22 protein-coding genes are annotated in these 24475 nt (G+C 69.6%); 12 read left to right on the forward strand and 10 right to left on the reverse strand.

Annotated elements, in window-relative coordinates:
* Nucleotides 1–19 precede the first annotated feature (19 nt).
* Nucleotides 20–1300, reverse strand: a complete 1281-nt coding sequence (locus tag OG456_RS16820; protein ID WP_266561801.1) for a hypothetical protein — start codon at nucleotides 1298–1300, stop codon at nucleotides 20–22.
* Between the two features lie 346 nt (nucleotides 1301–1646).
* Here OG456_RS16820 and OG456_RS16825 point away from each other — a divergent pair, with 346 nt between their 5' ends.
* The 6 genes from OG456_RS16825 to OG456_RS16850 all read left to right on the forward strand — a co-directional run bounded on the left by OG456_RS16825 (nucleotide 1647) and on the right by OG456_RS16850 (nucleotide 9586).
* On the forward strand, nucleotides 1647–4004 hold the full coding sequence (locus OG456_RS16825) for a bifunctional SulP family inorganic anion transporter/carbonic anhydrase (protein WP_266561803.1): 2358 nt from the start codon (nucleotides 1647–1649) through the stop codon (nucleotides 4002–4004).
* A gap of 121 nt (nucleotides 4005–4125) precedes the next feature.
* Nucleotides 4126–6126, forward strand: coding sequence for an acetate--CoA ligase (gene acs, locus OG456_RS16830; protein WP_266561805.1), 2001 nt, complete (start codon nucleotides 4126–4128; stop codon nucleotides 6124–6126).
* Between the two features lie 208 nt (nucleotides 6127–6334).
* The gene (nhaA, locus tag OG456_RS16835) at nucleotides 6335–7738 is read left to right on the forward strand and encodes a Na+/H+ antiporter NhaA (RefSeq protein WP_266561807.1); all 1404 of its coding nucleotides are present in this window, start codon (nucleotides 6335–6337) and stop codon (nucleotides 7736–7738) included.
* Between the two features lie 51 nt (nucleotides 7739–7789).
* A complete protein-coding gene (locus tag OG456_RS16840; RefSeq protein WP_266561809.1) occupies nucleotides 7790–8299 on the forward strand; it encodes a phage holin family protein in 510 nt (169 codons plus the stop codon).
* Nucleotides 8296–9246, forward strand: a complete 951-nt coding sequence (locus OG456_RS16845; protein WP_266561811.1) for an alpha/beta fold hydrolase — start codon at nucleotides 8296–8298, stop codon at nucleotides 9244–9246. The genes OG456_RS16840 and OG456_RS16845 overlap by 4 nt, the downstream gene beginning before the upstream one ends.
* A gap of 151 nt (nucleotides 9247–9397) precedes the next feature.
* Nucleotides 9398–9586: a hypothetical protein gene (locus OG456_RS16850; RefSeq protein ID WP_116511639.1), complete on the forward strand. Its 189-nt coding sequence runs from the start codon at nucleotides 9398–9400 to the stop codon at nucleotides 9584–9586.
* Nucleotides 9587–9622: 36 nt separating this feature from the next.
* On the opposite strand, the gene OG456_RS16855 is transcribed toward OG456_RS16850, so the two are convergent.
* The 3 genes from OG456_RS16855 to nth are packed head-to-tail and all read right to left on the reverse strand — an operon-like array spanning nucleotide 9623 to nucleotide 12739.
* Complete coding sequence (locus OG456_RS16855; RefSeq protein ID WP_266561815.1) at nucleotides 9623–10822, reverse strand: MarP family serine protease; 1200 nt, start codon at nucleotides 10820–10822, stop codon at nucleotides 9623–9625.
* Between the two features lie 13 nt (nucleotides 10823–10835).
* Complete coding sequence (locus OG456_RS16860; protein ID WP_266561817.1) at nucleotides 10836–11552, reverse strand: CoA pyrophosphatase; 717 nt, start codon at nucleotides 11550–11552, stop codon at nucleotides 10836–10838.
* A gap of 59 nt (nucleotides 11553–11611) precedes the next feature.
* Complete coding sequence (gene nth, locus OG456_RS16865) at nucleotides 11612–12739, reverse strand: endonuclease III (protein WP_266561819.1); 1128 nt, start codon at nucleotides 12737–12739, stop codon at nucleotides 11612–11614.
* A gap of 243 nt (nucleotides 12740–12982) precedes the next feature.
* Between nth and OG456_RS16870 the strand changes: the two genes are divergently transcribed.
* From OG456_RS16870 to OG456_RS16880, 3 genes are all read left to right on the forward strand, one after another.
* Entirely contained in the window at nucleotides 12983–13657 is a 675-nt protein-coding gene (locus tag OG456_RS16870; RefSeq protein ID WP_100596519.1) for a Crp/Fnr family transcriptional regulator, read from the forward strand.
* Between the two features lie 106 nt (nucleotides 13658–13763).
* Complete coding sequence (locus OG456_RS16875) at nucleotides 13764–14564, forward strand: nucleotidyltransferase domain-containing protein (RefSeq protein ID WP_266561823.1); 801 nt, start codon at nucleotides 13764–13766, stop codon at nucleotides 14562–14564.
* Between the two features lie 19 nt (nucleotides 14565–14583).
* Nucleotides 14584–15459, forward strand: a complete 876-nt coding sequence (locus OG456_RS16880) for a sigma-70 family RNA polymerase sigma factor (RefSeq protein WP_266561825.1) — start codon at nucleotides 14584–14586, stop codon at nucleotides 15457–15459.
* Here OG456_RS16880 and OG456_RS16885 read toward each other — a convergent pair.
* The 4 genes from OG456_RS16885 to OG456_RS16900 all read right to left on the reverse strand — a co-directional run bounded on the left by OG456_RS16885 (nucleotide 15456) and on the right by OG456_RS16900 (nucleotide 18260).
* Entirely contained in the window at nucleotides 15456–16286 is an 831-nt protein-coding gene (locus tag OG456_RS16885; RefSeq protein ID WP_266561827.1) for an MBL fold metallo-hydrolase, read from the reverse strand. The two genes, OG456_RS16880 and OG456_RS16885, sit on opposite strands and share 4 nt — an antisense overlap.
* On the reverse strand, nucleotides 16283–17158 hold the full coding sequence (locus OG456_RS16890; protein WP_266561829.1) for an NUDIX hydrolase: 876 nt from the start codon (nucleotides 17156–17158) through the stop codon (nucleotides 16283–16285). The genes OG456_RS16885 and OG456_RS16890 overlap by 4 nt, the downstream gene beginning before the upstream one ends.
* A gap of 476 nt (nucleotides 17159–17634) precedes the next feature.
* Nucleotides 17635–18105, reverse strand: a complete 471-nt coding sequence (locus tag OG456_RS16895) for a RidA family protein (protein ID WP_266561831.1) — start codon at nucleotides 18103–18105, stop codon at nucleotides 17635–17637.
* Nucleotides 18102–18260, reverse strand: a complete 159-nt coding sequence (locus OG456_RS16900; protein ID WP_003967454.1) for a DUF4177 domain-containing protein — start codon at nucleotides 18258–18260, stop codon at nucleotides 18102–18104. The genes OG456_RS16895 and OG456_RS16900 overlap by 4 nt, the downstream gene beginning before the upstream one ends.
* A gap of 81 nt (nucleotides 18261–18341) precedes the next feature.
* Here OG456_RS16900 and OG456_RS16905 point away from each other — a divergent pair, with 81 nt between their 5' ends.
* A complete protein-coding gene (locus tag OG456_RS16905) occupies nucleotides 18342–19319 on the forward strand; it encodes an ArsA-related P-loop ATPase (protein ID WP_227296510.1) in 978 nt (325 codons plus the stop codon).
* Between the two features lie 6 nt (nucleotides 19320–19325).
* Nucleotides 19326–20714, forward strand: coding sequence for an ArsA family ATPase (locus OG456_RS16910; RefSeq protein ID WP_266561835.1), 1389 nt, complete (start codon nucleotides 19326–19328; stop codon nucleotides 20712–20714).
* Between the two features lie 78 nt (nucleotides 20715–20792).
* On the opposite strand, the gene OG456_RS16915 is transcribed toward OG456_RS16910, so the two are convergent.
* Nucleotides 20793–21137, reverse strand: coding sequence for a WhiB family transcriptional regulator (locus OG456_RS16915; protein ID WP_266561837.1), 345 nt, complete (start codon nucleotides 21135–21137; stop codon nucleotides 20793–20795).
* A gap of 429 nt (nucleotides 21138–21566) precedes the next feature.
* On the opposite strand from OG456_RS16915, the gene OG456_RS16920 reads away from it, so the two are divergent.
* On the forward strand, nucleotides 21567–23777 hold the full coding sequence (locus OG456_RS16920) for a transglycosylase domain-containing protein (protein ID WP_266561839.1): 2211 nt from the start codon (nucleotides 21567–21569) through the stop codon (nucleotides 23775–23777).
* Between the two features lie 167 nt (nucleotides 23778–23944).
* Here the strand turns inward: OG456_RS16920 and OG456_RS16925 are convergent, their stop codons facing one another.
* A complete protein-coding gene (locus OG456_RS16925) occupies nucleotides 23945–24409 on the reverse strand; it encodes a GatB/YqeY domain-containing protein (protein WP_266561841.1) in 465 nt (154 codons plus the stop codon).
* Nucleotides 24410–24475 lie beyond the last annotated feature (66 nt).

Genomic DNA, 24475 nt, shown 5'->3' on the forward strand with positions numbered 1-24475 from the left:
ACACGCCCGACCGGCTCGGCTACTGCCTGACCGCCGGCGCTCCCGGTACCCCCTTGGGTGCCGGGGCGGGGCTGGTCGACATGAAGGATGTCCAGCCCTGCGCGGGGGCCTCTCCTACGCCCAGTGTGGTGAGCCGTTTCAGGGTCCGCGGGTCCTGGGCGTCCAGCCAGTCGGCGAGCTGACGGAAGGAGACGCAGCGCACCTCGGGCTTGTTGCACACGGCGTGGACGGTCTCGTCGACGGCGCGCATGTAGGTGCCGCCGTTCCAGGACTCGAAGTGGTTGCCGATGACCAGCGGCGCGCGGTTGCCGTTGTAGGCGCGGTCGAAGCCCTGGAGGAGGCTGTCGCGCATCTCGTCACCCCAGAGCTCCTGCTTGACGGGGTCGCCCTGGGTCGCGGTGCCCGACTGGGCGACCATGAAGTTGTAGTCCATGGTGAGCTGCTCGTCCTTGTGCCCGGGGAAGGGCACGAGCTGCATCGACAGATCCCACAGGCCGTCGTTCTTGTTGGGCCAGATCTGGTCGTTGACACCGCTGGTGTCGTAGCGGAAACCGAGGTCGTGGGCCGCTCGCCGGAATTTCTTCTGACCCTCCAGGCACGGGGTGCGGGCGCCGATGAGCTCCTTCTCGTAGTCGAAAGGGAGCGGGGCGGCGTTCTTCATGCCCGTGTTCGTCTTCCAGGACTTTACGAAGGACTTGGCCTGGCCGATCTCGCTCTTCCACTCGGCCACCGACCACTCGCCGACGCCGCCGCCCTTGCCGCAGAAGTGGCCGTTGAAGTGCGTGCCGATCTCGTTGCCCTCGAGCCAGGCACCGCGGAGCTGGTCCACGGTGTCCTTGATTCCCTGCTCGTCATTGAAGCCGATGTCCGAACTGCCCGGTGAGTGCTGCGGCGGCCGGTAGAGGTCGCGCTTCTCCTCCGGGAGCAGGTACAAGCCGCTGAGGAAGTACGTCATCGTCGCGTTGTTCTGCTTGGCGACCTTGCGGAAGTGCGAGAACAGCTTCTTGCTGTCCTCCCCCGCACCGTCCCAGGAGAACACCACGAACTGCGGCGGCTTCTGGCCGGCCTTCAGGCGCTCGGGCCTCGGCAGATGCGGCTGGCTTCCGGTGAACGCGGTCGAGCCGTCCCCGATCAGCCGCATCACGTGTCCCGGAGCAGGGGCGAGGGCCGCCTCCTTCGGGCCGGGAGCGCCCTTCTGGGGTCCGGTCGCCTGGTGATCACCGGTCGCACAACCGGACAGGGCTGCGGCACACGCCGCGACGGCGGTGAAGCTCGCGGCGAGCTTCTTGGTGGCGGCCATGTCCGCCCACCTTCTTCCTTGGTCTCTTCGGCTTGGATCTCTTCGCGCCAGGGCGGGTGCAATGGGATGAAATGCCGCATGTGACGACGGTGCCGCCAACGTCACACGAGGCCCGAGGAAGAATTAATACGACAAGCCGAAGAAAGAGCCCATTCACCCATCGAGGTGAACAGTTGCCCCATTTGCCCCGAAAATACGTCCACAACCTTTACTCTGCATTACGATCCATTTACCGAGCGTTGATTCATCCCGCCGCTGCACGCCGTGATCCACGGCCGCGACCCTGCCCCGCCACAGACGGGGCCCCTCATTCCGCGACCGCGCTGCCCCGGAGGAGACGGGAAACATGTCAGCCTGCGTCCCCACACGCCCCGCCGATCCGACACGGACCGACGAAACCAGCCACACCCATCCACCCCACAGCCCGCCACCGAAGCCGCCCCGCCGCTTCCGCATCTCGGGCGCCGACCTGTCCGCGTCCGGTGCGGTCTTCCTGATCGCCCTGCCGCTGTCCCTCGGAATCGCCCTGGCCACCGGGGCCCCGCTCCAGGCGGGACTCGTCGCCGCCGCCGTCGGCGGACTCGTGGCCGGCCGCCTCGGCGGCTCCCCCCTCCAGGTCAGCGGCCCCGCCGCCGGCCTGACCGTCGTCACCGCCGACCTCATCCACCGTTACGGCTGGCGGACGACCTGCGCGATCACCGTCATCGCCGGAGTCGCCCAACTCGGACTCGGCTGCCTGCGCGTGGCCCGCACCGCGCTCGCCGTGTCCCCCGCCGTCGTCCACGGCATGCTCGCCGGAATCGGCGTCATGATCGCGGTCGCACAGGTGCACATCGTGCTCGGCGGCACCCCCCAGAGCGCCGTTCTCGACAATCTCCGCGCGCTGCCCGCCGAGTTGACCCACGTGGACCTGGCCGCGCTGCTCCTGAGCATGCTGACGCTCGCGGTCCTGTTCGCCTGGCCCCGCATCCCCGGACGCGCCGGGCGTGCCCTGCGAAGAGTGCCCGCCGCGCTCATCGCCGTCGCCTGTGCCACCGCGACCGCCGCGTTCGCCGGAATCACCGTGACCAGGGTCGACCTGCCGTCCTGGAGCAGCCACGCCCTGGCAGGCCTGCCCGAAGGACCCGCAATGGGCCTCGCGGCGGCCGTCCTGACCGTGACGCTCGTGTGCAGCGTGCAGTCGCTGCTCGGCGCCGTCGCCGTGGACAAGCTCGCGTCCTCGAAGCCCGCCCTGCGCCCGGAGGCACGCCGCTCCGACCTCGACCGGGAACTGCTCGGTCAGGGAGCGGCCAACATCGTCTCCGGCACCCTCGGCGGGCTCCCCGTCGCCGGGGTCGCCGTCCGCAGCGCCGCGAATGTGAACGCGGGCAGCGAGAGCAGGAACTCCACGATGCTGCACGGCGTTTGGGTAGTGGTCGCCGCGCTCCTGATGGTCCCGGTGCTTGAGCAGATCCCCCTCGCCTCACTCGCCGCCCTGGTGATGGCCGTCGGCATCCAGATGGTGTCCCTGCACCACATCCGTACGGTCACGCGCCACCGCGAGGTCCTCGTCTACGCCGTGACGACGCTCGGCGTGGTCGTCCTCGGCGTACTCGAGGGCGTGGCCCTCGGCATCGCCGTCGCCGTCGCCGTCGCCCTGCACCGGCTCGCCCGCACCCGGATCACCCACACCGTGGACGAGACGGGCAGCGCAGGCCAAGGCGGGACGCATCACCTACGGGTGCGCGGGCAACTGACCTTCCTCGCCGTGCCCCGCCTCAGTCGCGTACTGCACCAAGTACCCCATGGGGTTTGCTGCGTCGTGGAGTTGGACGGGTCCTTCATGGACCATGCCGCGTTCGAGTCCCTGCAGGACTGGCAGAAGTCGCATGTCGCGCAGGGCGGCAAGGTCGAGGTGACCGGGCGGGCGGGTACCCGTATCGCCGAGCCCGCGCCGACGTCGAACTCCTGCTGCCGGCCCTGGACCCCCTGGCGCAACCACCACTGCGACCGCCCGCAGACCGAGACCTCCGAGCCCAGGGCAGGTGGCGGCGGGTATCAACTGGCCAGCGGAATCAGCGCGTTCCAGCGGAACACGGCGCCGCATGTCAGGGACGAACTGGCCCGGCTCGCCCGTGAGGGGCAGCGTCCCACCCAGCTGTTCCTGACCTGCGCCGACTCCCGGCTCGTGACGTCGATGATCACTTCAAGCGGCCCCGGCGACCTCTTCGTCGTCAGGAACGTGGGGAATCTGGTGCCGCTGCCGGGCGCCGAGAGCGGTGACGACTCGGTCGCCGCGGCCATCGAGTACGCCGTCGACGTACTGAAGGTGCAGTCGATCACCGTGTGCGGACACTCCGGCTGCGGCGCGATGCAGGCGCTGCTCAACAGTCCGCCCGAGGGCGGCGCGCAGACACCCCTGAAGCGGTGGCTGCGGCACGGCCTGCCGAGCCTTGCCCGCATGGCGGTCGCGAACCAGCCATGGGCGCGGTTCGCCGGGCGCGCCCCCGCCGACGCGGTCGAGCAGCTCTGCCTGACCAATGTCGTCCAGCAGTTGGAGCATCTGCGGGCCCACGAGTCGGTGGCCCGCCGCCTCCAGGAGGGCTCGCTCGAGCTCCACGGGATGTACTTCCATGTAGGTGAGGCACAGGCCTACCTGCTCACCGAGCAGCCCGACGAGGTGTTCGACCAGGTGGAGCCGGAGGGCGAACTGCGCCCGGCGTGAACCCGTCCGTCAGAGCGTGCGTGCCGTGGAGTGACGCCATCGGCACGCACGCATACAGCCCAACAGGTCTAAACCATTATTCGGACCCCCCTTGTCACCGAGGGGGGCCGTCTGATGAGCTGTGGTCTGGGACACAACGGACACCCTGGGAAAGGGAGATGTCGTGAGCAACGAAAGCCTGGCCAACCTTCTGAAGGAAGAGCGAAGGTTTGCGCCGCCGGCCGACCTGGCGGCCGCCGCCAACGTCACCGCGGAGGCGTACGAACAGGCCAAGGCTGACAGGCTCGGCTTCTGGGCCGAGCAGGCCCGTCGGCTGACCTGGGCCACCGAACCGACCGAGACCCTCGACTGGTCGAACCCGCCGTTCGCCAAGTGGTTCGCGGACGGGAAGCTGAACGTCGCGTACAACTGCGTCGACCGCCACGTCGAGGCCGGGAACGGCGACCGGGTCGCCATCCACTTCGAGGGCGAGCCGGGCGACAGCCGGGCCATCACCTACGCGGAGCTCAAGGACGAGGTCAGCCGCGCGGCCAACGCGCTGACCGAGCTGGGCGTGCAGAAGGGCGACCGGGTAGCCGTCTACCTGCCGATGATCCCCGAGGCCGTCGTCGCGATGCTGGCGTGCGCGCGCATCGGCGCCGCGCACTCGGTCGTCTTCGGCGGATTCTCGGCCGACGCCATCGCGGCCCGTATCCAGGACGCCGACGCCAAGGTCGTCATCACGGCCGACGGCGGCTACCGGCGCGGCAAGCCGTCCGCGCTCAAGCCCGCCGTCGACGACGCGGTCAGCCGCGTCGACGGGGTCGAGAAGGTCCTCGTCGTCCAGCGCACCAAGCAGGACGTCGCCTGGACCGAGGGCCGCGACGTGTGGTGGCACGAGATCACGCAGAAGCAGTCGGCGGAGCACACGCCCGAGGCGTTCGACGCCGAGCAGCCGCTGTTCATCCTCTACACGTCCGGCACGACGGGTAAGCCCAAGGGCATCCTGCACACCTCCGGCGGCTACCTCACGCAGGCCTCGTACACCCACCACGCGGTGTTCGACCTCAAGCCGGAGACCGACGTCTACTGGTGCACGGCCGACATCGGCTGGGTCACCGGGCACTCGTACATCACCTACGGCCCGCTCTCGAACGGTGCGACGCAGGTCATCTACGAGGGCACCCCGGACACCCCGCACCAGGGCCGCTTCTGGGAGATCGTGCAGAAGTACGGGGTGACGATCCTGTACACGGCGCCGACGGCGATCCGCACGTTCATGAAGTGGGGGGACGACATCCCCGCCAAGTTCGACCTGAGCAGTCTGCGGGTCCTCGGTTCGGTCGGTGAGCCGATCAACCCCGAGGCCTGGATGTGGTACCGGAAGAACATCGGCGCCGACAAGTGCCCCATCGTGGACACCTGGTGGCAGACCGAGACCGGCGCGATGATGATCTCGCCGCTGCCCGGTGTCACCGAGACCAAGCCGGGCTCCGCCCAGCGCGCCCTGCCCGGCATCTCGGCGACGGTCCTGGACGACGAGGCGCAGGAAGTCCCCGACGGGGGCGGCGGTTACCTCGTCCTGACCGAGCCGTGGCCGTCGATGCTGCGCACCATCTGGGGCGACGACCAGCGGTTCATCGACACGTACTGGTCCCGCTTCGAGGGCAAGTACTTCGCCGGTGACGGTGCCAAGAAGGACGACGACGGCGACATCTGGCTGCTCGGCCGGGTGGACGACGTGATGCTGGTCTCCGGCCACAACATTTCGACCACCGAGGTCGAGTCGGCGCTCGTCTCGCACCCCTCGGTCGCCGAGGCGGCGGTCGTGGGCGCGGCCGACGAGACGACGGGTCAGGCCATCGTGGCCTTCGTGATCCTGCGCGGCACGGCGTCCGCCGACGACGAGGGTCTCGTCGCCGACCTGCGCAACCACGTGGGCGCGACACTCGGCCCGATCGCCAAGCCGAAGCGGGTCCTGCCCGTGGCCGAGCTGCCCAAGACCCGATCCGGGAAGATCATGCGGCGCCTGCTGCGTGACGTCGCGGAGAACAGGGAGCTGGGAGACGTCACAACCCTGACGGACTCGTCCGTCATGGACCTCATCCAGACCAAGCTCCCGGCCGCGTCGAGCGAGGACTGACCGCACCGCACACCACGAAATGGGCACCCGGCGCCGAACGCGCCGGGTGCCCATTTCGTGCGTAAGGTGACGATCACCAGGTACGGACCGCGTACGCCCGGTAGGGTGAATACCTCAAATGGTGTGCCGGGAAGTCTGGTCGGCAACGCCGTCGGCGACCCCTCGCCGGCGCGTTCGCGAAGCCGAACCCGACCGGAGGTCTTCACCCGTGGCCGCGCCCGCCCCACACAAGAACAGCCGTAAGGCACTCGGCCGACTCACGCTTCCCGAGCGCACGTTCGTGGCGGACGCCCTGCGTGCCGAGACCGTCGGCGGAGTTCTCCTCCTCGTCGCCGCGATCGCCGCCCTCATCTGGGCGAACACACCGCTCCGCGGCAGCTACGAGTCCGTGAGCGACTTCCACATCGGCCCCGCGGCGCTCGGCCTCAACCTGTCCCTCGAGCACTGGGCCGCCGACGGACTGCTCGCCGTGTTCTTCTTCGTCGCCGGTATCGAGCTCAAGCGCGAACTCGTCGCCGGTGACCTGCGCGACCCGAAGGCGGCCATGCTGCCGGTCGCCGCCGCGCTCTGCGGCATGGCGGTCCCCGCGCTCGTCTACTTCCTCGTCAACATCACGGGGGGCGGCTCGCTCGACGGCTGGGCCGTGCCGACCGCCACCGACATCGCCTTCGCGCTCGCCGTCCTCGCCGTCATCGGCACCTCACTGCCGTCCTCGCTGCGCGCGTTCCTGCTCACGCTCGCCGTCGTCGACGACCTCTGCGCGATCCTCATCATCGCAATCTTCTTCACCAACGACATCAACTTCGCGGCGCTCACCGGCGCCCTCGTCGGCCTCGCCGTCTTCTGGCTGCTCCTGCGGAAGGGCGTACGCGGCTGGTACATCTACGTGCCGCTCGCGCTCGCGATCTGGGGCCTGATGTACAACAGCGGCATCCACGCCACCATCGCCGGTGTCGCCATGGGCCTGATGCTGCGCTGTACCCGGCAGGACGGCGAGGAGCACTCTCCCGGCGAGCACATCGAGCATCTGGTGCGCCCCTTCTCGGCCGGGCTCGCCGTGCCGCTGTTCGCCCTGTTCAGCGCGGGCGTTGCCGTGTCGGGCAGCGCCCTGACCGACGTGTTCACCAAGCCCGAGACGCTCGGTGTGGTGCTCGGGCTCGTCGTCGGCAAGGCCGTCGGCATCTTCGGCGGTACCTGGCTCACGGCTCGCTTCACCAGGGCCTCGCTCACCGACGAACTGGCCTGGCCCGACGTGTTCGCGGTCGCGTCCCTCGCCGGGATCGGCTTCACCGTCTCGCTCCTCATCGGCGAACTCGCCTTCACCGAGAGCCCCCTGCTGACCGACGAGATCAAGGCCGCCGTCCTGATGGGCTCCCTCATCGCGGCGGTCCTGTCGAGCGTCCTGCTCAAGATCCGTAACGCCAAGTACCGCGCGATGTGCGCCGAGGAGGAGCGGGACGACGACCTCGACGGCATCCCGGACATCTACGAGGAGGACAAGCCGGAGTACCACTTGCGGATGGCGGAGATCTACGAGAAGAAGGCCGCCGAACACCGCAGGCTTGCCGAAGTGACGGGCGGGGCAAGCGACGAGAGCAGTCGTCCGGCATGATCTGACAGCAGGTCTGCTAAAGATGCCCGTAAAGAGAAGAGGGAGTACGCGATGAGCGCACCCGACGGCACACCGGTCGGCGCCGAGCGCAGCATCGGCCAGCTGGTCGCCACGGCCACGACCGAGATGTCCGCGCTGGTGCACGACGAGATCGCCCTGGCGAAGGCCCAGCTCAAGCAGGACGTGAAGCGGGGTGCGGTCAGCGGCGGCGCCCTCTCGGCGGCCGGCGTGGTCCTGCTCTTCTCGCTGCCCATGCTGAGCTTCGCGCTCGCCTACGGGATCCAGGCCTGGACCGGCGGGCACAACGGTGAGGGCGGCTGGAACCTCGGCTGGTGCTTCCTGCTCTCCTTCGCGGCGAACGTGCTGGTGGCCGCGCTGCTCGCCCTGATCGGCGTCGTCTTCGCGAAGAAGGCCAAGAAGGGCAAGGGCCCGCAGAAGGTCGCCGCCTCGGTCAAGGAGACGGCAGGCGTACTGGGGAACGCCAAACCGCACCCCCGGCCGGTGGCCCCGGCGAACCGAGTCGGTGACACGGTCGAGGCTGTGGCACGCTCGTCTTCATGACGGACCCCGCCACCCCTTCGGCCCAGCCCGCCTCAGTCGTACGCATCGGCGTCCCGGGCGGCGGCGAGCTGACCCACCGGGACGTCGCCGCCAACGGCGCGCGCTTCCACATCGCCGAGATGGGCGACGGTCCACTGGTCCTGCTCCTGCACGGCTTCCCCCAGTTCTGGTGGACGTGGCGGCACCAGATGGTGGCGCTCGCCGGCGCCGGGTTCCGGGCCGTGGCCATGGATCTGCGCGGCGTCGGCGGCAGCGACCGCACCCCCCGCGGTTACGACCCGGCGAACCTCGCCCTCGACATCACGGGCGTCGTACGGTCCCTCGGCGAGCCCGACGCGGCACTCGTGGGGCACGACCTGGGCGGCTATCTCGCGTGGACCGCGGCCGTCATGCGGCCCAAGCTGGTGCGCCGGCTCGTGGTCTCCTCGATGCCGCACCCCCGGCGCTGGCGCTCGGCGATGCTGTCCGACGTCAAGCAGACCGCCGCGGGCTCGTACGTATGGGGCTTCCAGCGGCCGTGGGTGCCGGAGCGTCAACTCGTCGCGGACGACGGCGCCTTGGTCGGTCGGCTGATCCGGGACTGGTCCGGGCCGCGCCTCCCCGACGACGAGGTCGTGGACGTGTACCGGCGCGCCATGTGCATCCCGTCCACGGCGCACTGCTCGGTCGAGCCGTACCGGTGGATGGTGCGGTCGATGGCCCGCCCGGACGGCATCCAGTTCAACCGGCGCATGAAGCGTCCGGTGCGGGTGCCGACGCTGCATCTGCACGGTTCGCTCGACCCCGTGATGCGTACGCGCAGCGCGGCGGGCTCCGGCGAGTACGTCGAAGCGCCGTACCGCTGGCGGCTGTTCGACGGTCTGGGGCACTTCCCGCACGAGGAGGATCCGGTCGCGTTCTCCAACGAACTGGTCAGCTGGCTGAAGGACCCCGAGCCCGACCGGTGACGGCCGCGCGGCCACCCTCGCACGATCGGGTGACGCGTTCGAGCCATGTCCGGGAACAACTGTCCTTCGAACTGCCAATTGCCTGGCGCATAGGCCAATTGGGGGGCGTGCGCGCGATTACCGACCTTGGGGCACGGGCACACGTCGGGGTATGGGCTGGACGCACGACTACAGTGACGCAGCACGCAACCGCCGCTCAGCCACGGTGCTGAGCCGTCACCCGGGGGGTGGCCCGCAGGAATCGGGCCATGACCAAACCCCTCCGGGGATCAACATTCCCCGCATTCTGCGCCGCCGGGCCCGCTGGGTCTCGGCCCGGCTGCGGCACACGCGCGACTGACACGTCACCGGCCGGGCCTGCACCGCCTCCAGAACCTCACAGGGCGCAGCTGTCGCTGCCCACCTGCTGGTTGGCCGAGCGGCCGCGGGCGATGTCCGGGCTGATCTCGTCGCGGGTGAGCGCGTACCCGGTCTGGGCGCTGTCGAGTGACTTCGCGAAGACCACGCCGTACACCTTGCCTTCGGGCGTGAGCAGCGGGCCGCCGGAGTTGCCCTGGCGGACGGTCGCGTAGAGCGAGTACACATCGCGTCGCACGGTGCCGCGGTGGTAGATGTCCGGGCCGTCGGCCGTGATGCGGCCGCGCACGCGCGCGGGGCGGACGTCGTAGGCGCCGTTCTCCGGGAAGCCGGCGACGATCGCGCTGTCGCCGCGCTCGGCGTCCGTGGACGTGAACTGGAGCGGGGGCGCCTTCAGCGTCGGCACGTCGAGTACGGCGATGTCGCGCTTCCAGTCGTAGAGGACGACCTTCGCCGCGTACATCCGGCCCTCGCCGCCGATCTGCACGTTCGGCTCGTCCACGCCGCCGACCACGTGCGCGTTCGTCATGACGCGGCGGTCGGCGAAGACGAAGCCGGAGCCTTCAAGGACCTTGCCGCAACTGGGGGCCTGGCCGGTCACCTTGACGATGGAGCGCTTGGCCGTCTGCACGACCGCACTGGTCGCCAGCTTCGGGTCGGGGGGCTGGACCTCGGTGATCGGCTCGTTCGAGAACGGGCTGAAGACCTGCGGGAAGCCGTTCTGCGCGAGCGCCGAGGAGAAGTCCGCGAACCAGGAGTTCGCCTGCGTGGGCAGGGCTCTGGACACGCCGAGCAGGACCTTGGAGTTGCGCACTTCCTTGCCGAGCGTGGGCAGCGTCGTGCCGGCCAGGGCCGAGCCGATGAGCCAGGCGACCAGGAGCATCGCCACCACGTTCACCACAGCGCCGCCCGTGGCGTCCAGGGCTCGGGCCGGGGACCAGGTGATGTACCGGCGCAGCTTGTTCCCCAGGTGCGTGGTGAACGCCTGTCCCACGGAGGCGCAGACGATGACCACGATCACGGCGACGACGGCCGCCGTCGTACTCACCTTGGCCCCGTCCGTCACCGCGCTCCAGATGGCGGGCAGGACGTAGACCGCGACGAGGCCGCCTCCCAGGAAGCCGATCACCGACAGGATGCCGACGACGAAGCCCTGGCGGTAGCCCACGATCGCGAACCACACGGCGGCTACGAGCAGCAGGATGTCCAGCACATTCACGTGGGCCACCCTGTCATGAGCGCCAGTCGAGTGGGACCTGCTTACTGCGGTCCCAGGGGCGCTCCCATCCCGCGTAGTGCAGGATCCGGTCGATCACTCCGGCCGTAAAGCCCCAGACCAGAGCCGATTCGACGAGGAACGCCGGGCCCTGGTGGCCTCTCGGGTGGACCGCCGTCGCGCGGTGGCGCGGATCCGTGAGATCCGCCACGGGCACCGTGAAGACGCGGGCCGTCTCCGCCGGGTCGACCGCCTGCACCGGTGTCGGTGTGCGCCACCAGCCGAGGACCGGCGTCACCACGAAGCTGCTCACCGGGATGTACAGCTTCGGCAGGACGCCGAAGAGCTGGACGCCGCGCGGATCGAGCCCGGTCTCCTCCTCCGCCTCGCGCAGGGCGGCGCGCAGCGGCCCGTCCGTACGCGGATCGCCGTCCTCCGGGTCGAGGGCGCCGCCCGGGAAGGACGGCTGGCCCGCGTGCGAACGCAGCGATGTGGCCCGCTCCATGAGCAGCAGTTCCGGGCCGCGCTCGCCCTCCCCGAAGAGGATCAGGACGGCGGACTGCCGCCCGGCGCCGCTCTCGGGCGGCAGGAAGCGGCTCATCTGGAGCGGCTCTACCGTGTCCGCGGCCTTCACGACCGGGTCGAGCCACTCGGGCAGCCCCTCCCGGCTCAGCCGCACCGGCTCGTCCTTCGTGACCCGCTCCTCGTGCGCCTCACTGTGTGCATGTGTCATAGGCACCCCCGTCCAACTGAACACAACGCCTGCCTCCCCGCCGTTCGTTCCGTGATGCGTCACTCCCCCGTGGCGGGCGGCGCGGTGGCGCCGAGCGGGGGCGCCGGGATACCGCCGGCGTCCAGGTACGACTGCGGGGGCTTCAGGCGCTGGCCGGGGAAGCCGCCCTTCTCGTACTTCAGGAGCTTCTTCGCCTTCTCCGGGTCGGTCTCGCCCTCCCCGTACGCCGGGCAGAGCGGGGCGATCGGGCAGGCGCCGCAGGCGGGCTTGCGGGCGTGGCAGATCCGGCGGCCGTGGAAGATCACGCGGTGCGAGAGCATCGTCCAGTCGCTCTTCGGGAAGAGCTCGCCGACGGCCTTCTCGACCTTGTCCGGGTCGGTATCCTCCGTCCACTTCCAGCGCCGCACGAGCCGCCCGAAGTGCGTGTCCACGGTGATCCCCGGCCGCCCGAAGGCGTTGCCCATCACGACGAAGGCGGTCTTGCGGCCGACGCCGGGCAGCTTGACGAGGTCTTCGACACGCCCCGGGACCTCGCCCCCGAACTCGTCCCGCAGGGCCGCCGCGAGCCCCATGATCGACTTCGTCTTGGCGCGGAAGAACCCGGTGGGCCTGATCAGCTCCTCGACGTCCTCGGGGTTCGCGGCCGCGAGGTCCTCCGGGGTCGGGTGCTTGGCGAAGAGGGCCGGCGTCGTCTGATTGACCCGCAGGTCGGTGGTCTGGGCGGACAGCACTGTGGCGACGAGCAGCTGGAAGGGGTTCTCGAAGTCCAGCTCGGGGTGGGCGTACGGATACACCTCGGCGAGCTCACGGTTGATGCGCCGGGCACGCCGGACGAGGGCGGTACGGGACTCGGGCTTGGCGGCGGCCTTCGTCACGGACTTGGCCGGTTTCGCGGCAGCGGCCTTCTTCACGGACTTGGCCGGCTTGGCGGCGACGGCTTTCTTCGCGGGCTCGGCGGCGACGGCTTTCTTGACCGGCTTCGCGGCGCCGGCCTTCTTCGCAGCAGCACGCTTCCCTCCGGATGTTGCGGCCCCACCCGAACTCCCGGCACCCCCGGCACCACCAGCACCCTTCCCCCCGGAGACCGCAGCACCGCCGGCACCCCGAGTCCCTTTTACCCCTTTTGCCGCTTTCTCGGGCGCGGTCGAGGCCTGTTCGCCCACAGCGGAATTACGTCCTGCGGTCACCGTCCCAGCCCCCTTGGCCTGTGCTCTCACCGGCGTTTTGGACACTCGGCCAGCCTAAAGGCAGCCGCTGACATCCGCCGTGGACCCCGCGGATCAGTCCTCGATTGGCCCCCTCCCCCACAGCTTGCGACCCCGGTGCGGCAGACTTGTGCCTGAGTGACTGATCACACCGTTTGGACCGTCCGGCAAAATGGGGAGCGGGAACACGGTCCCCGGATGCAGGTCGACATAGGAGAGAAACTCGTGGACGACGTTCTGCGGCGCGCCCCGCTTTTCGCGGCGCTCGATGATGAGCAGGCCGCGGAGCTCCGCGCCTCCATGAGTGAGGTGACCCTCGCGCGCGGCGACGCCCTCTTCCACGAGGGCGACCCCGGAGACCGCCTGTACGTGGTCACCGAGGGCAAGGTGAAGCTCCACCGCACCTCCCCCGACGGCCGCGAGAACATGCTCGCGGTGCTCGGCCCCGGCGAGCTGATCGGCGAGCTCTCGCTGTTCGACCCGGGCCCGCGCACGGCGACCGCCTCCGCGCTCACCGAGGTCAAGCTCCTCGGCCTCGGCCATGGCGACCTCCTGCCCTGGCTGAACGCGCGCCCCGAGGTGGCCTCCGCCCTGCTGCGCGCCGTCGCCCGGCGCCTGCGCAAGACCAACGACCAGATGTCCGACCTGGTCTTCTCGGACGTGCCGGGCCGCGTGGCCCGCGCGCTCCTGGACCTCTCCCGCCGCTTCGGCGTGCAGTCGGAAGAGGGCATCCACGTCGTGCACGACCTGACGCAGGAGGAGCTGGCCCAGCTGGTCGGCGCCTCCCGCGAGACGGTGAACAAGGCGCTCGCGGACTTCGCGGGCCGCGGCTGGCTCCGCCTGGAGGCTCGCGCCGTGATCCTGCTCGACGTCGAGCGCCTCGCGAAGCGCTCGCGCTGACACCTTCGTACACCGGGTCCCGTCTCCCTCCGGGGAGGCGGGATCACCCGTTCACCGCCGCGGAAAATACCGGGACCGCGCCCGCCCGACCCGGCACAGTGGACCCATGGCGACCACCGCCCGCGGCCTCGACGACCGCGGATTCATCGAGCGCGAGGGCTCTCTGAGCCGGATCCAGCCGGACTTCCGCCCCGTGGTGTCCGCGGCGCGCGACAGTCTGCTCGCCGCCTTCGGGCCGCGGATGACCAGCGCGTATCTCTACGGCTCCGTGCCGCGCGGCACGGCACGCCCCGGCCGCAGCGACCTCGACCTCCTCCTCGCACTGCGCGACGAGCCAACGGACGAGGACAGGGCGGAAGCCAAAGCCCTGGCCGACGTGCTGGACAAGGACTTCGTCCAGATCGACGGCGTAGGCCTGATCATCCTCAGCCGGACCCAGGTCCTCAGTGACCTCGAACGCCACGACCTCGGCTGGTTCGTGGCCTGTCTCTGCACGCCGCTCCTGGGCGAGGACCTGGCCGAGTACCTGCCGCGCTACCGCCCCGACTCCCTCCTGGCCCGGGAGACCAACGGCGACCTGCGCCTGTTCCTGCCGCGCTGGCGCGAACGCATCGCGCGAGGCGACGACCCGCGCACCCTGGACCGCCTGATCTCCCGTCACCTCGTCCGCACCGGCTTCACGCTCGTGATGCCCCGTTGGAACGGCTGGACCAGCGATCTGACGCAGATGGTCGAGGTGTTCGGCACGTACTACCCGCAGCGGGCGGAGGCGATGCGACAGGCCGCGCGGGCGGCGTACGAACCGGTGGGCGCACCGCACACCCTCAGGGCGTACACCGAAGACCTGGGCCCGTGGCTGGCGGCAGAATACGAAGCCGTGCACGGAGTGAAGGCCCCCCGCCCATGACCCTGGAAGCAGGACACCGATGAGCTCAGCGTCGACGGACACCCTGGCCGAGCGGTTCGAGGAGTCACGGGGTCACCTGCGTGCCGTGGCCTACCGGATGCTCGGTTCGCTCAGCGAGGCGGAGGACGCCGTGCAGGAGACGTGGCTGCGGCTCCAGCGGTCCGACATCTCGGCCGTCGAGAACCTGGGCGGCTGGCTCACCACCGTCACCGGCCGGATCTGCCTTGACCTGCTGCGCTCGCGCAAGGCGAGGGGCGAAGAGCCCCTGGAGACGCACGTACCCGACCCCTTGGTCACGAGCCTGGACACCCCGGATCCCGAACAACAGGCGCTCCAGGCCGATTCGGTGGGCCTGGCGCTGCTCGTGGTCCTGGACTCGCTGGCGCCGGTGGAGCGGCTGGCGTTCGTGCTGCACGACCTGTTCGCCGTGCCGTTCGACGACATCGCGCCGATCGTGGAGCGCACGCCGGCGGCGACCCGGCAGCTGGCGAGCCGCGCGCGCCGCCGCGTCCAGGGAGCGCCGCCGCCGGAGACGGATCCCGTACGGCAGCGCGAGATCGTGGAGGCGTTCCTCTCGGCGGCCCGCGAAGGCGACTTCGAACGCCTGGTCGCGGTCCTGGACCCGGACGTGCTGCTACGGGCGGACGCCGGCGCGACGGGCCTCTCGCGCCTGGTCCGAGGCGCTCACACGGTGGCGTCCGGGGCGATCACGTTCCAGCGCATGGCACCGCACGTACGCGTCGTGCTGGTGAACGGCGCGATCGGCCTGCTCGCCCTGCCGGAGGGCCGCCCGGCAGCGCTGATGTCGTTCACGATCACGGGCGCCAAAATCACAGAACTGAACGTCCTCTCGGACGAGGACCGCCTGAAAACCCTGACCCGGGCGGCTCTCTAGATCAGCCCGTGCTCCTTCAAATAATCGAGCTGAGCCAGAACGGACAACTCGGCGGCCGGCCACAGAGACCGGTCCACAGCCGCGTACACATGGGCGACGATCTCTGACGCCGTGGCATATCCGCTCTCGACGGCGGTCTCGACCTGGGCGAGCCGGTTGGCGCGGTGGGCGAGGTAGTACTCGACGGCGCCCTGGGCGTCTTCGAGTACGGGCCCGTGCCCTGGCAGCACGGTGTCGACCCCGTCGTCGACGGTGAGGGACCGCAGCCGCCGCAGCGAGTCGAGATAGTCACCGAGTCGCCCGTCGGGATGGGCGACGACGGTGGTCCCGCGCCCGATCACGGTGTCACCGGTCAGCACGGCCCGATCGGCAGGCAGATGGAAACAGAGCGAATCAGCGGTATGCCCAGGAGCTGCGACGACACGCAGCTCAAGCCCGCCGACCGTCACCACATCCCCACCCGCCAACCCCTCGTCCCCAAGCCGCAGATCAGGATCGAGAGCGCGTACGTCGGTCCGGGTCAGCTCGGCGAACCGGCCGGCCCCGTCCGCGTGATCGGGATGCCCATGAGTGAGAAGTGTCAGGGCGACGCGCTTGCCGGCAGCCTCGGCGACCGCGACCACATGCTCCAGATGCGCGTCGTCGAGCGGCCCGGGATCGATCACAACGGCAAGCTCGGAATCAGGCTCGGAAACAATCCACGTATTGGTCCCGTCCAGGGTCATCGCGGAGGCGTTCGGAGCCAGCACGTTGACCGCGCGCGCGGTGGCGGGCCCCGACAGCACCCCGCCGCGGGGCTGTCCGGGAAGGGCTGCGGCTTCGGTCATGCGGAGGCTCCCCCGGACGTGGTCGGAATGTGCTTGGTGAACTCATCATGACCGGGCCAGGACAGAACAATCTCCCCACCCTCCAGCCGGGCCTGAGCGAGCACGGGGGAGAGATCCTGCGCCGCGGCCCCCGCAAGAGCACCCTCGGCACTGTCGAAGCCGGCCAGCGCCCGCAGCGTGGCGATCGTGGGCGGCATCATCATGAGCTCGCCCTTGTCGTACCCCTCGGCAGCCTGATCGGGCCGGATCCACACGGTCCGGTCAGCTTCGGTGGAGGCGTTACGGGTGCGCTGCCCCTCAGGCAGGGCGGCGACGAAGAACCAGGTGTCGTACCGCCGGGGCTCGAACTCGGGCGTGATCCACCGCGCCCAGGCGCCCAGCAGATCGGACCGCAGAACCAGCCCGCGCCGCCCGAGGAACTCCCCGAACGACAACTCCCGCCGGACGAGCGCCTCCCGGTCGGCCTCCCAGGACTCCCCGGTCGTATCACCCACCACGGACGCCGCATCGGGCCCGGCGAGCAGCACGCCCGCCTCCTCGTACGTCTCCCTTACGGCGGCACACACGATCGCCTGCGCCGACTTCTCGTCCACGCCGAGCCGCGCCGCCCACGCCGCACGCGAGGGCCCGCCCCACCGCACGACCGACTCGTCGTCACGGGGATCCACACCCCCGCCCGGATACGCGTACGCGCCCCCGGCGAAAGCCATGGAGGCGCGTCGACGCAGCATATGCACTTCGGGACCGGCGACCGCGTCCCGCAGAAGCATGACCGTCGCGGCCCGCCGCGGCACGGCGGCCGCCAGCTCACCCGCCGCGAGCGCACGAATCCGCTCGGGCCACTCCGGGGGATACCACTGCCCATTCGCCATGGCCGGAGGCTATCCGCTACCAAGCGGATGTTCGAGAGCCACAGACGATCAAGTACGCCAGCGACCCGAAGAACCCCACCGCCCCGCGGCCATACCCGAGAGAACCGGACGGACGAATCACCCACCGCCCCACAGCCGCACACGAGACGTGAGGGGCCGACGAATCACCCACCGGCCGGCAGCCGCGTTCGAGACGTGAGGGGCCGTGTCGGGATGTGCGCGCGGAGCCACCAGCACCACATGCGGGCAATTGGGCCGGTGACGAGGCCCCATAGAACAGCGAGCACGTACATCCCGGCGCGGCCCCGCCCTTACCGGACGGAGCGCACCAGCCGCGAGCCGACCCGAACCCTCAGCCACCCCGAACCCTCAGCCCAACCAGAAGCCTCGGCTGAACCAGAAGCCTCGGCCGAACCGAAACTCTCAGCCGAACCAGAACCTTCAGCCCAACCAAAACCCTCAGCCGAAGCGAACCATCAGGCGGAAACGAGCTCGACCTGAACCTCGACCTCAACAGGCGCGTCCAGCGGCAGAACGGCCACACCCACGGCGGACCGGGCGTGCACACCCTTCTCGCCGAGAACCTCGGCGAAGAGCTCACTGGCCCCGTTCACCACACCCGGCTGCCCGGTGAAGTCGGGCGCGGAGGCGACGAACCCGACGACCTTCACCACACGGGCGACCCGATCGAGATCGCCGGCAACGGACTTCACCGCGGCGAGCGCGTTCAGCGCACACGTACGGGCCAGCTCCTTGGCCTGCTCGGCGGTGACCTCGGCCCCCACCTTCCCGGTGAGCGGAAGCTTCCCGTCCACCATCGGCAGCTGACCGGCCGTGTACACGTACACACCGGACTGCACGGCCGGCTGGTAAGAGGCGAGCGGCGGCACGACCTCGGGCAGGGTCAGCCCGAGCTCGGCGAGGCGCGCGTCGACGACCCCGCTCATGCCTTCTCCCGCTTCAGGTAGGCCACGAGCTGCTCGGGGTTGTTCGGCCCGGGCACGACCTGGACGAGCTCCCAGCCGTCCTCGCCCCAGGTGTCCAGAATCTGCTTGGTCGCGTGCACGAGAAGGGGCACGGTCGCGTATTCCCACTTGGTCATACGGCCGACTGTAGCCGCTGGACCGGCGATGACCGACAGCCTCCTGCGTAGCCCGCGCGCGGACTGGTTAGGCTCGAAGACGTGAGCAGGCTCCAGGTCGTCAGCGGCAAGGGCGGTACCGGAAAGACCACGGTCGCCGCCGCACTGGCGCTCGCCCTCGCGACCGAGGGCAAGCGCACTCTCCTGGTGGAGGTGGAAGGACGCCAGGGCATCGCACAGCTCTTCGAGACGGAAGCGCTGCCGTACGAGGAACGGAAGATCGCGGTAGCCCCGGGGGGCGGCGAGGTGTTCGCACTCGCCATCGACCCGGAGCTGGCGCTGCTGGACTACCTCCAGATGTTCTACAAGCTGGGCGGCGCGGGCAGGGCGCTCAAAAAGCTGGGCGCGATCGACTTCGCGACAACGGTGGCGCCGGGCCTGAGGGACGTACTCCTGACGGGCAAGGCCTGCGAGGCGGTGCGCCGCAAGACGAAACAGAACAAATACACCTACGACTACGTGGTGATGGACGCCCCGCCGACGGGCCGCATCACGCGTTTCCTGAACGTGAACGACGAGGTCGCGGGCCTGGCCAAGATCGGCCCGATACACAACCAGGCGCAGGCGGTCATGCGGGTCCTCAAGTCGCCGGAGACGGCAGTGCACTTGGTGACACTGCTGGAGGAGATGCCGGTCCAGGAGACGTCGGACGGCATCGCGGAGCTACAGGCCGCGAACCTCCCCGTGGGCCGGCTCATCGTGAACATGGTGCGCCCGGCAGTCCTCGACGAGGCGGAACTGGCGCTGGCGCAGGGCGGCGTGCCCCGGACAGCCATCGCCAAGTCCCTGTCCGCGGCGGGCCTGGGCGGCGCCCGCAGAGGCGGCGGCGCCGAACGCCTGGTGACCCCGCTCCTCGACCAGGCGGCGGAGTACGCGGAACGGCACGAGCTGGAGCACAGCCAGCGCGCGGTGCTGGCCGATTCGGGCCTGCCCCTGCACGAACTGCCGCTGCTGACCGAGGGGATGGACCTGGCGGGCCTGTACCGGCTGGCCACGGAACTGCGGAAGCAAGGGATCTAGAGACACATGGCGTCGTCCCTGAGTCTGAACGCGACAGACACCCACGTACTCGACGTGGACCCACTCATCGACGACCTCAGGACGCGCATCGTGGTGTGCTGCGGCTCCGGCGGCGTCGGCAAGACGACGACGGCGGCGGCGCTCGGGCTGCGCGCCGCCGAGCGCGGCCGCAAGGTGGTCGTGCTGACGATCGACCCGGCCCGCAGGCTGGCCCAGTCGATGGGCATCGACTCGCTGGACAACACACCGCGCCGAGTGAAGGGCATCGACGACACGGCGGGCGGCGAACTGCACGCGATGATGCTCGACATGAAGCGGACCTTCGACGAGATCGTCGAGGCGCACGCGGACGGCCAGCGGGCCGAGGCGATTCTGGGCAACCCCTTCTACCAGTCGCTCTCGGCGGGCTTCGCGGGCACGCAGGAGTACATGGCGATGGAGAAGCTGGGCCAGCTGCGGGCCCAGGACCAGTGGGACCTGATCGTCGTCGACACACCTCCGTCCCGCTCGGCGCTCGACTTCCTGGACGCGCCGAAACGTCTCGGCTCGTTCCTGGACGGCAAGCTGATCCGGGTCCTGATGGCGCCGGCGAAGGTCGGCGGCCGGGCCGGCATGAAGTTCCTGAACGTCGGTATGTCGATGATGACGGGCGCGCTCGGAAAGCTGCTGGGTGGCCAACTCCTGCGCGACGTACAGACATTCGTGGCGGCGATGGACACGATGTTCGGCGGCTTCCGCACGCGCGCCGACGCGACGTTCAAGCTGCTCCAGGCCCCCGGTACGGCGTTCCTGGTGGTGGCGGCACCGGAGCGGGACGCGCTGCGCGAGGCGGCGTACTTCGTGGAGCGCCTCGCCGCGGAGGACATGCCGCTGGCCGGGCTCGTACTGAACCGGGTGCACGGCAGCGGTGCCGCGCAGCTGTCGGCCGAGCGTGCGCTCGCCGCCGCAGAAAATCTTGACGAGCGCGGCATTGTGGATCAGGGGGGCGGGAATGTAGAGCTGCGTACCTCTCCCGAAGCAGGCTCCCCCGCCCCAGCAAGGGACACGCCCGACGGGCACGCCCAGACGCCGGACAAAACCCCACACCGTGCACCCGCAACGACCCCAGCGCCCAACTCACCGGCCACAAGCACGCCTGCCGGCGCGACCACAGACGACGCAACCACGGATCGCACGGCCACAGACCAACTCACGGCAGGGCTACTGCGATTGCACGCGGAACGCATGCAGCTGCTGGCACGCGAACAACGCACACGCGACCGCTTCGCGGCGCTCCACCCGGAGGTGGCGGTCACCGAAGTCGGCGCCCTGCCCGGCGATGTGCACGACCTAGCAGGCCTCAGGAGCATCGGGGACCGGCTCGCGGCCGGTGCGGACCCGGCCGGAGCTGCGTGAGCTGCACGGACGCCTCCCGAGGCGCGGGCCGCCACACGGCTCGCACCCCTCGGGCGCCCTTGAGGGAGCTCGGCCCTCTCACCCCACGGCGGCGTACCTCTCGTACGTCTCGTCGTCATCGATGTCCACGGGCAGCAGGCCCGCACCGCGCTCGTACTCCGTACGAGCCGTCTCGAGCAGCCGGTGCCACGAGGTGACGGTGGGACGCCTGCGCAGAAGTGCGCGGCGTTCCCGCTCAGTCATGCCACCCCACACGCCGAACTCGACGCGGTTGTCCAGCGCGTCGGCCAGGCACTCGGTCCGCACCGGGCATCCGGTGCACACCGCCTTCGCCCGGTTCTGCGCTGCTCCTTGAACGAACAGTTCATCTGGATCGGTAGTGCGGCAGGCCGCCTGCGCACTCCAGTCGGTAACCCAGCCCATACCGGCGCCGTCCTCTCCCGAATCGAGGCTCCCCCACGGCGGCAGCGGCATATTCACCGCCGCCAGTTGAGGACGTTACGGAAGGTGGGCACAGCGCAACACCCCCTTCGGGCCCAATCTTGAATGGCCCGAACGGACTATGCGTAAGCGGCAGATCACCCGACGGAGTGAGCCGAGGGCATGCGCGACAAACCCGGCAAACCGGGGTGTTTCAGTTGAGTCACAGCGGACACCGGGTGACACTCAAGGCGGTTTCGGACACGCCCACACCCGACCACGCAAGGACCCCGGTGGAGTGGTGAGATGACTACCGGAACGATTCGGGTTCGCCGGACGTCTTGATACGTGACCGCACTGCTGTGACAGTTGAGTACAGCTTAGGCCAAGGCATATACGCCTGTCCGGAGAATCAGAACGTAGGCTGCCCTCATGGGAAAGAAGCGCTCGGGCGGTGGACTGTCACCGACTCAGCAGGCCGCCAAGTTCCTTGGTGTCAGTGTCCTCGCGGGAGCCGTCCTCGCCGGAATCGCGCTGCCCGCAGCGGGCGCGCTCGGCCTCGCGGCGAAAGGCTCGGTCGAGGGATTCGACGAAATCCCGGCCAACCTCAAGCAGCCGCCGCTCAGTCAGCGCACCACGATCCTGGACAACCAGGGCGGCGCGATCGCGACGGTCTACTCGCGCGACCGCACAGTGGTGCCCCTCAAGGACATCTCGCCGTACATGCAGAAGGCGCTCGTCGCAATCGAGGACTCGCGGTTCTACGAGCACGGCGCCATCGACATGAAGGGCATCCTGCGCGCGATCAACCAGAACGCGCAGAGCGGCGGTGTCGCGCAGGGCGCGTCCACGCTCACCCAGCAGTACGTGAAGAACGTCTTCATGGAGGAGGCCGGCGACGACCCGACGAAGCTCGCCCAGGCCACCCAGCAGACGATCGGCCGCAAGATCCGCGAACTGAAGTACGCGATCCAGCTCGAGGACAAGCTCGGCAAGAAGCGCATCCTCGCCAACTACCTGAACATCACGTACTTCGGTGAGCAGGCGTACGGCGTCGAGGCGGCCTCGCAGCGGTACTTCTCCAAGTCGGCGAAGAACCTGACGATGGAGGAGTCGGCGATGCTGGCCGGCATCGTCCAGTCCCCGAGCCGCTACGACCCCGTCAACGACGAGGCGGAAGCCGTCAAGCGACGGAACGTCGTGCTCCAGCGGATGGCCGAGACGCACGACATCTCCCAGGACGAGGCGGACCGCGCCAAGGAGAAGCCGCTCGGCCTGAAGATCAGCAGGCCGCAGAACGGCTGCATCACAGCGGTCAAGGGCGCGGGCTTCTTCTGCGACTACGTGCGCGAGGTGTTCCTCACCGACCCCGTCTTCGGCAAGACGAAGGAAGCACGGGCGAAGCTCTGGAACCGCGGCGGTCTGAGGGTGCAGACCACCCTCGACCCGCAGACGCAGGAATCGGTGCAGGCGTCGATCAAGGATCACGTCTACCAGACGGACAAGGTCGCCACGGCGGCCACGTTCGTCGAGCCGGGCACCGGCAAGATCCTCGGCATGGGCCAGTCGAAGCCGTACGGCTTCGGCAAGAACGAGACGCAGATCAACTACTCGGTCGACCGCAAGATGAGCGGGTCGAACTACGGCTTCCCGACGGGTTCGACGTTCAAGCCGTTCCTCGCCGCCGCCGCCTTGGAGCAGGGCACCCCGGTGACGCAGTCGTATCCGGCGCCGTACCGGATGCCCTATCCGAGCTCGGTCCAGACGTGCAGCGGCAAGCCGTGGGTGAACAGCGGCGGCGCCACCGTGGAGAACGAGAACGAGTCCGAGCGCGGTCCGTACGCACTGGAGGAGGCGATGGCCAAGTCCATCAACACCTACTTCGTGCAGATGATCGGCGACACCGGGATGTGCCCGGTGATGGACATGGCCGACAAGCTGGGCGTCGTCCAGGGCAACGGCGAAAAGCTCCCCGAGGTCCCGGCCATCGTCCTCGGCTCCAAGGGCATCTCGCCGTTGACCATGGCCAGCGCGTACGCCACCTTCGCCAACCGCGGCACGTACTGCACGCCGGTCGCCATCGAGTCGATCACGGCCCCCGGCGACAAGTCGCTGCCGGTGCCGAAGTCGTCGTGCTCGCGCGCGATGACCACGAAGACCGCCGACAGCATCAACACCCTGCTGAGTGGCGTGATCGACTCCGGTACGGGCAAGGAGGCCGGTCTGACCGACCGGGACAACGCGGGCAAGACCGGTACGACCGACAGCCGTAAGAACGCCTGGTTCGTGGGGTACACGCCGAACCTGTCCGGCGCGGTCTGGGTCGGCAGCGCCCTGCAGAACGTCGAGATGGAGAACATCACCATCGGCGGCCAGTACCAGCCGAAGGTCTTCGGCGGCCAGGTCCCCGGACCGATCTGGAGGGATGCCATGGTCGGCGCCCTCTCCGGCAAGCCGTCCCCCGGCTTCAACCTGATCGACATCCCCGACCCCGAGAAGGACAAGAGGGACGGGGACCCGGACGAGGACCCGGACCGGGGCGACGGAAGCCCGGGCAGGAGCGGCAAGAGCCCCTGGCCGGGAATCTCCCTCCCGCCGGGCGTCATCGGCGGCGGCAACGGGCACGGGGGCGGACGCCACTGAGTCGAACGCGGCTGAGGCGGATGCGCCTTGGACGGTGACGGTACGCGGATGGGGCGCCCCCTTTATTGGGGGCGCCCCATCGGCGTATGTGTGGTGAGGGCGGGGACGGGGGCGAGACGCGTGGCTCAGCCCCGACTTCTCCCGCCCGTCCCGCAGGGCCGGCCCGCTCAGCCGGCGAGCAGCTGCTTCACGACGGCGGCCACGCGGCCGCCCTCCGCCAGGCCCGCGACCTTCGGGTTCACGATCTTCATGACCTGGCCCATGGCGCGCGGCCCCTCGGCGCCTGCCGACTTCGCCTCCTCGACCGCCTGGGCGACGATCTGGTGCAGCTCGTCGTCGGAGAGCTGCTTGGGCAGGTACTCGGCGAGCACCACACCCTCCGCCTTCTCCCGCTCGGCCTGCTCGGCGCGGCCGCCCTGCGCGAACGCCTCGGCGGCTTCGCGGCGCTTCTTCGCCTCGCGGGTGATCACCTTCTGCACCTCGTCGTCGGAGAGCTCGCGCGCCGTCTTGCCCGCGACCTCCTCCTTCGTGATGGCGGAGAGGGTGAGCCGGAGCGTCGAGGAGCGCAGCTCGTCACGCCCCCGGATCGCGGCGGTGAGGTCTTCCTGCAGCTTCGACTTGAGCGTGGTCATGCAGCGATTGTCGCAGGTGCGCAATGCCCTACGCCCCTTGATTTCCGGGACCTGCCGGGTCTGACA

This window comes from Streptomyces sp. NBC_01446 (genome assembly GCF_026340095.1).
Lineage (GTDB): Bacteria > Actinomycetota > Actinomycetes > Streptomycetales > Streptomycetaceae > Streptomyces > Streptomyces aureus.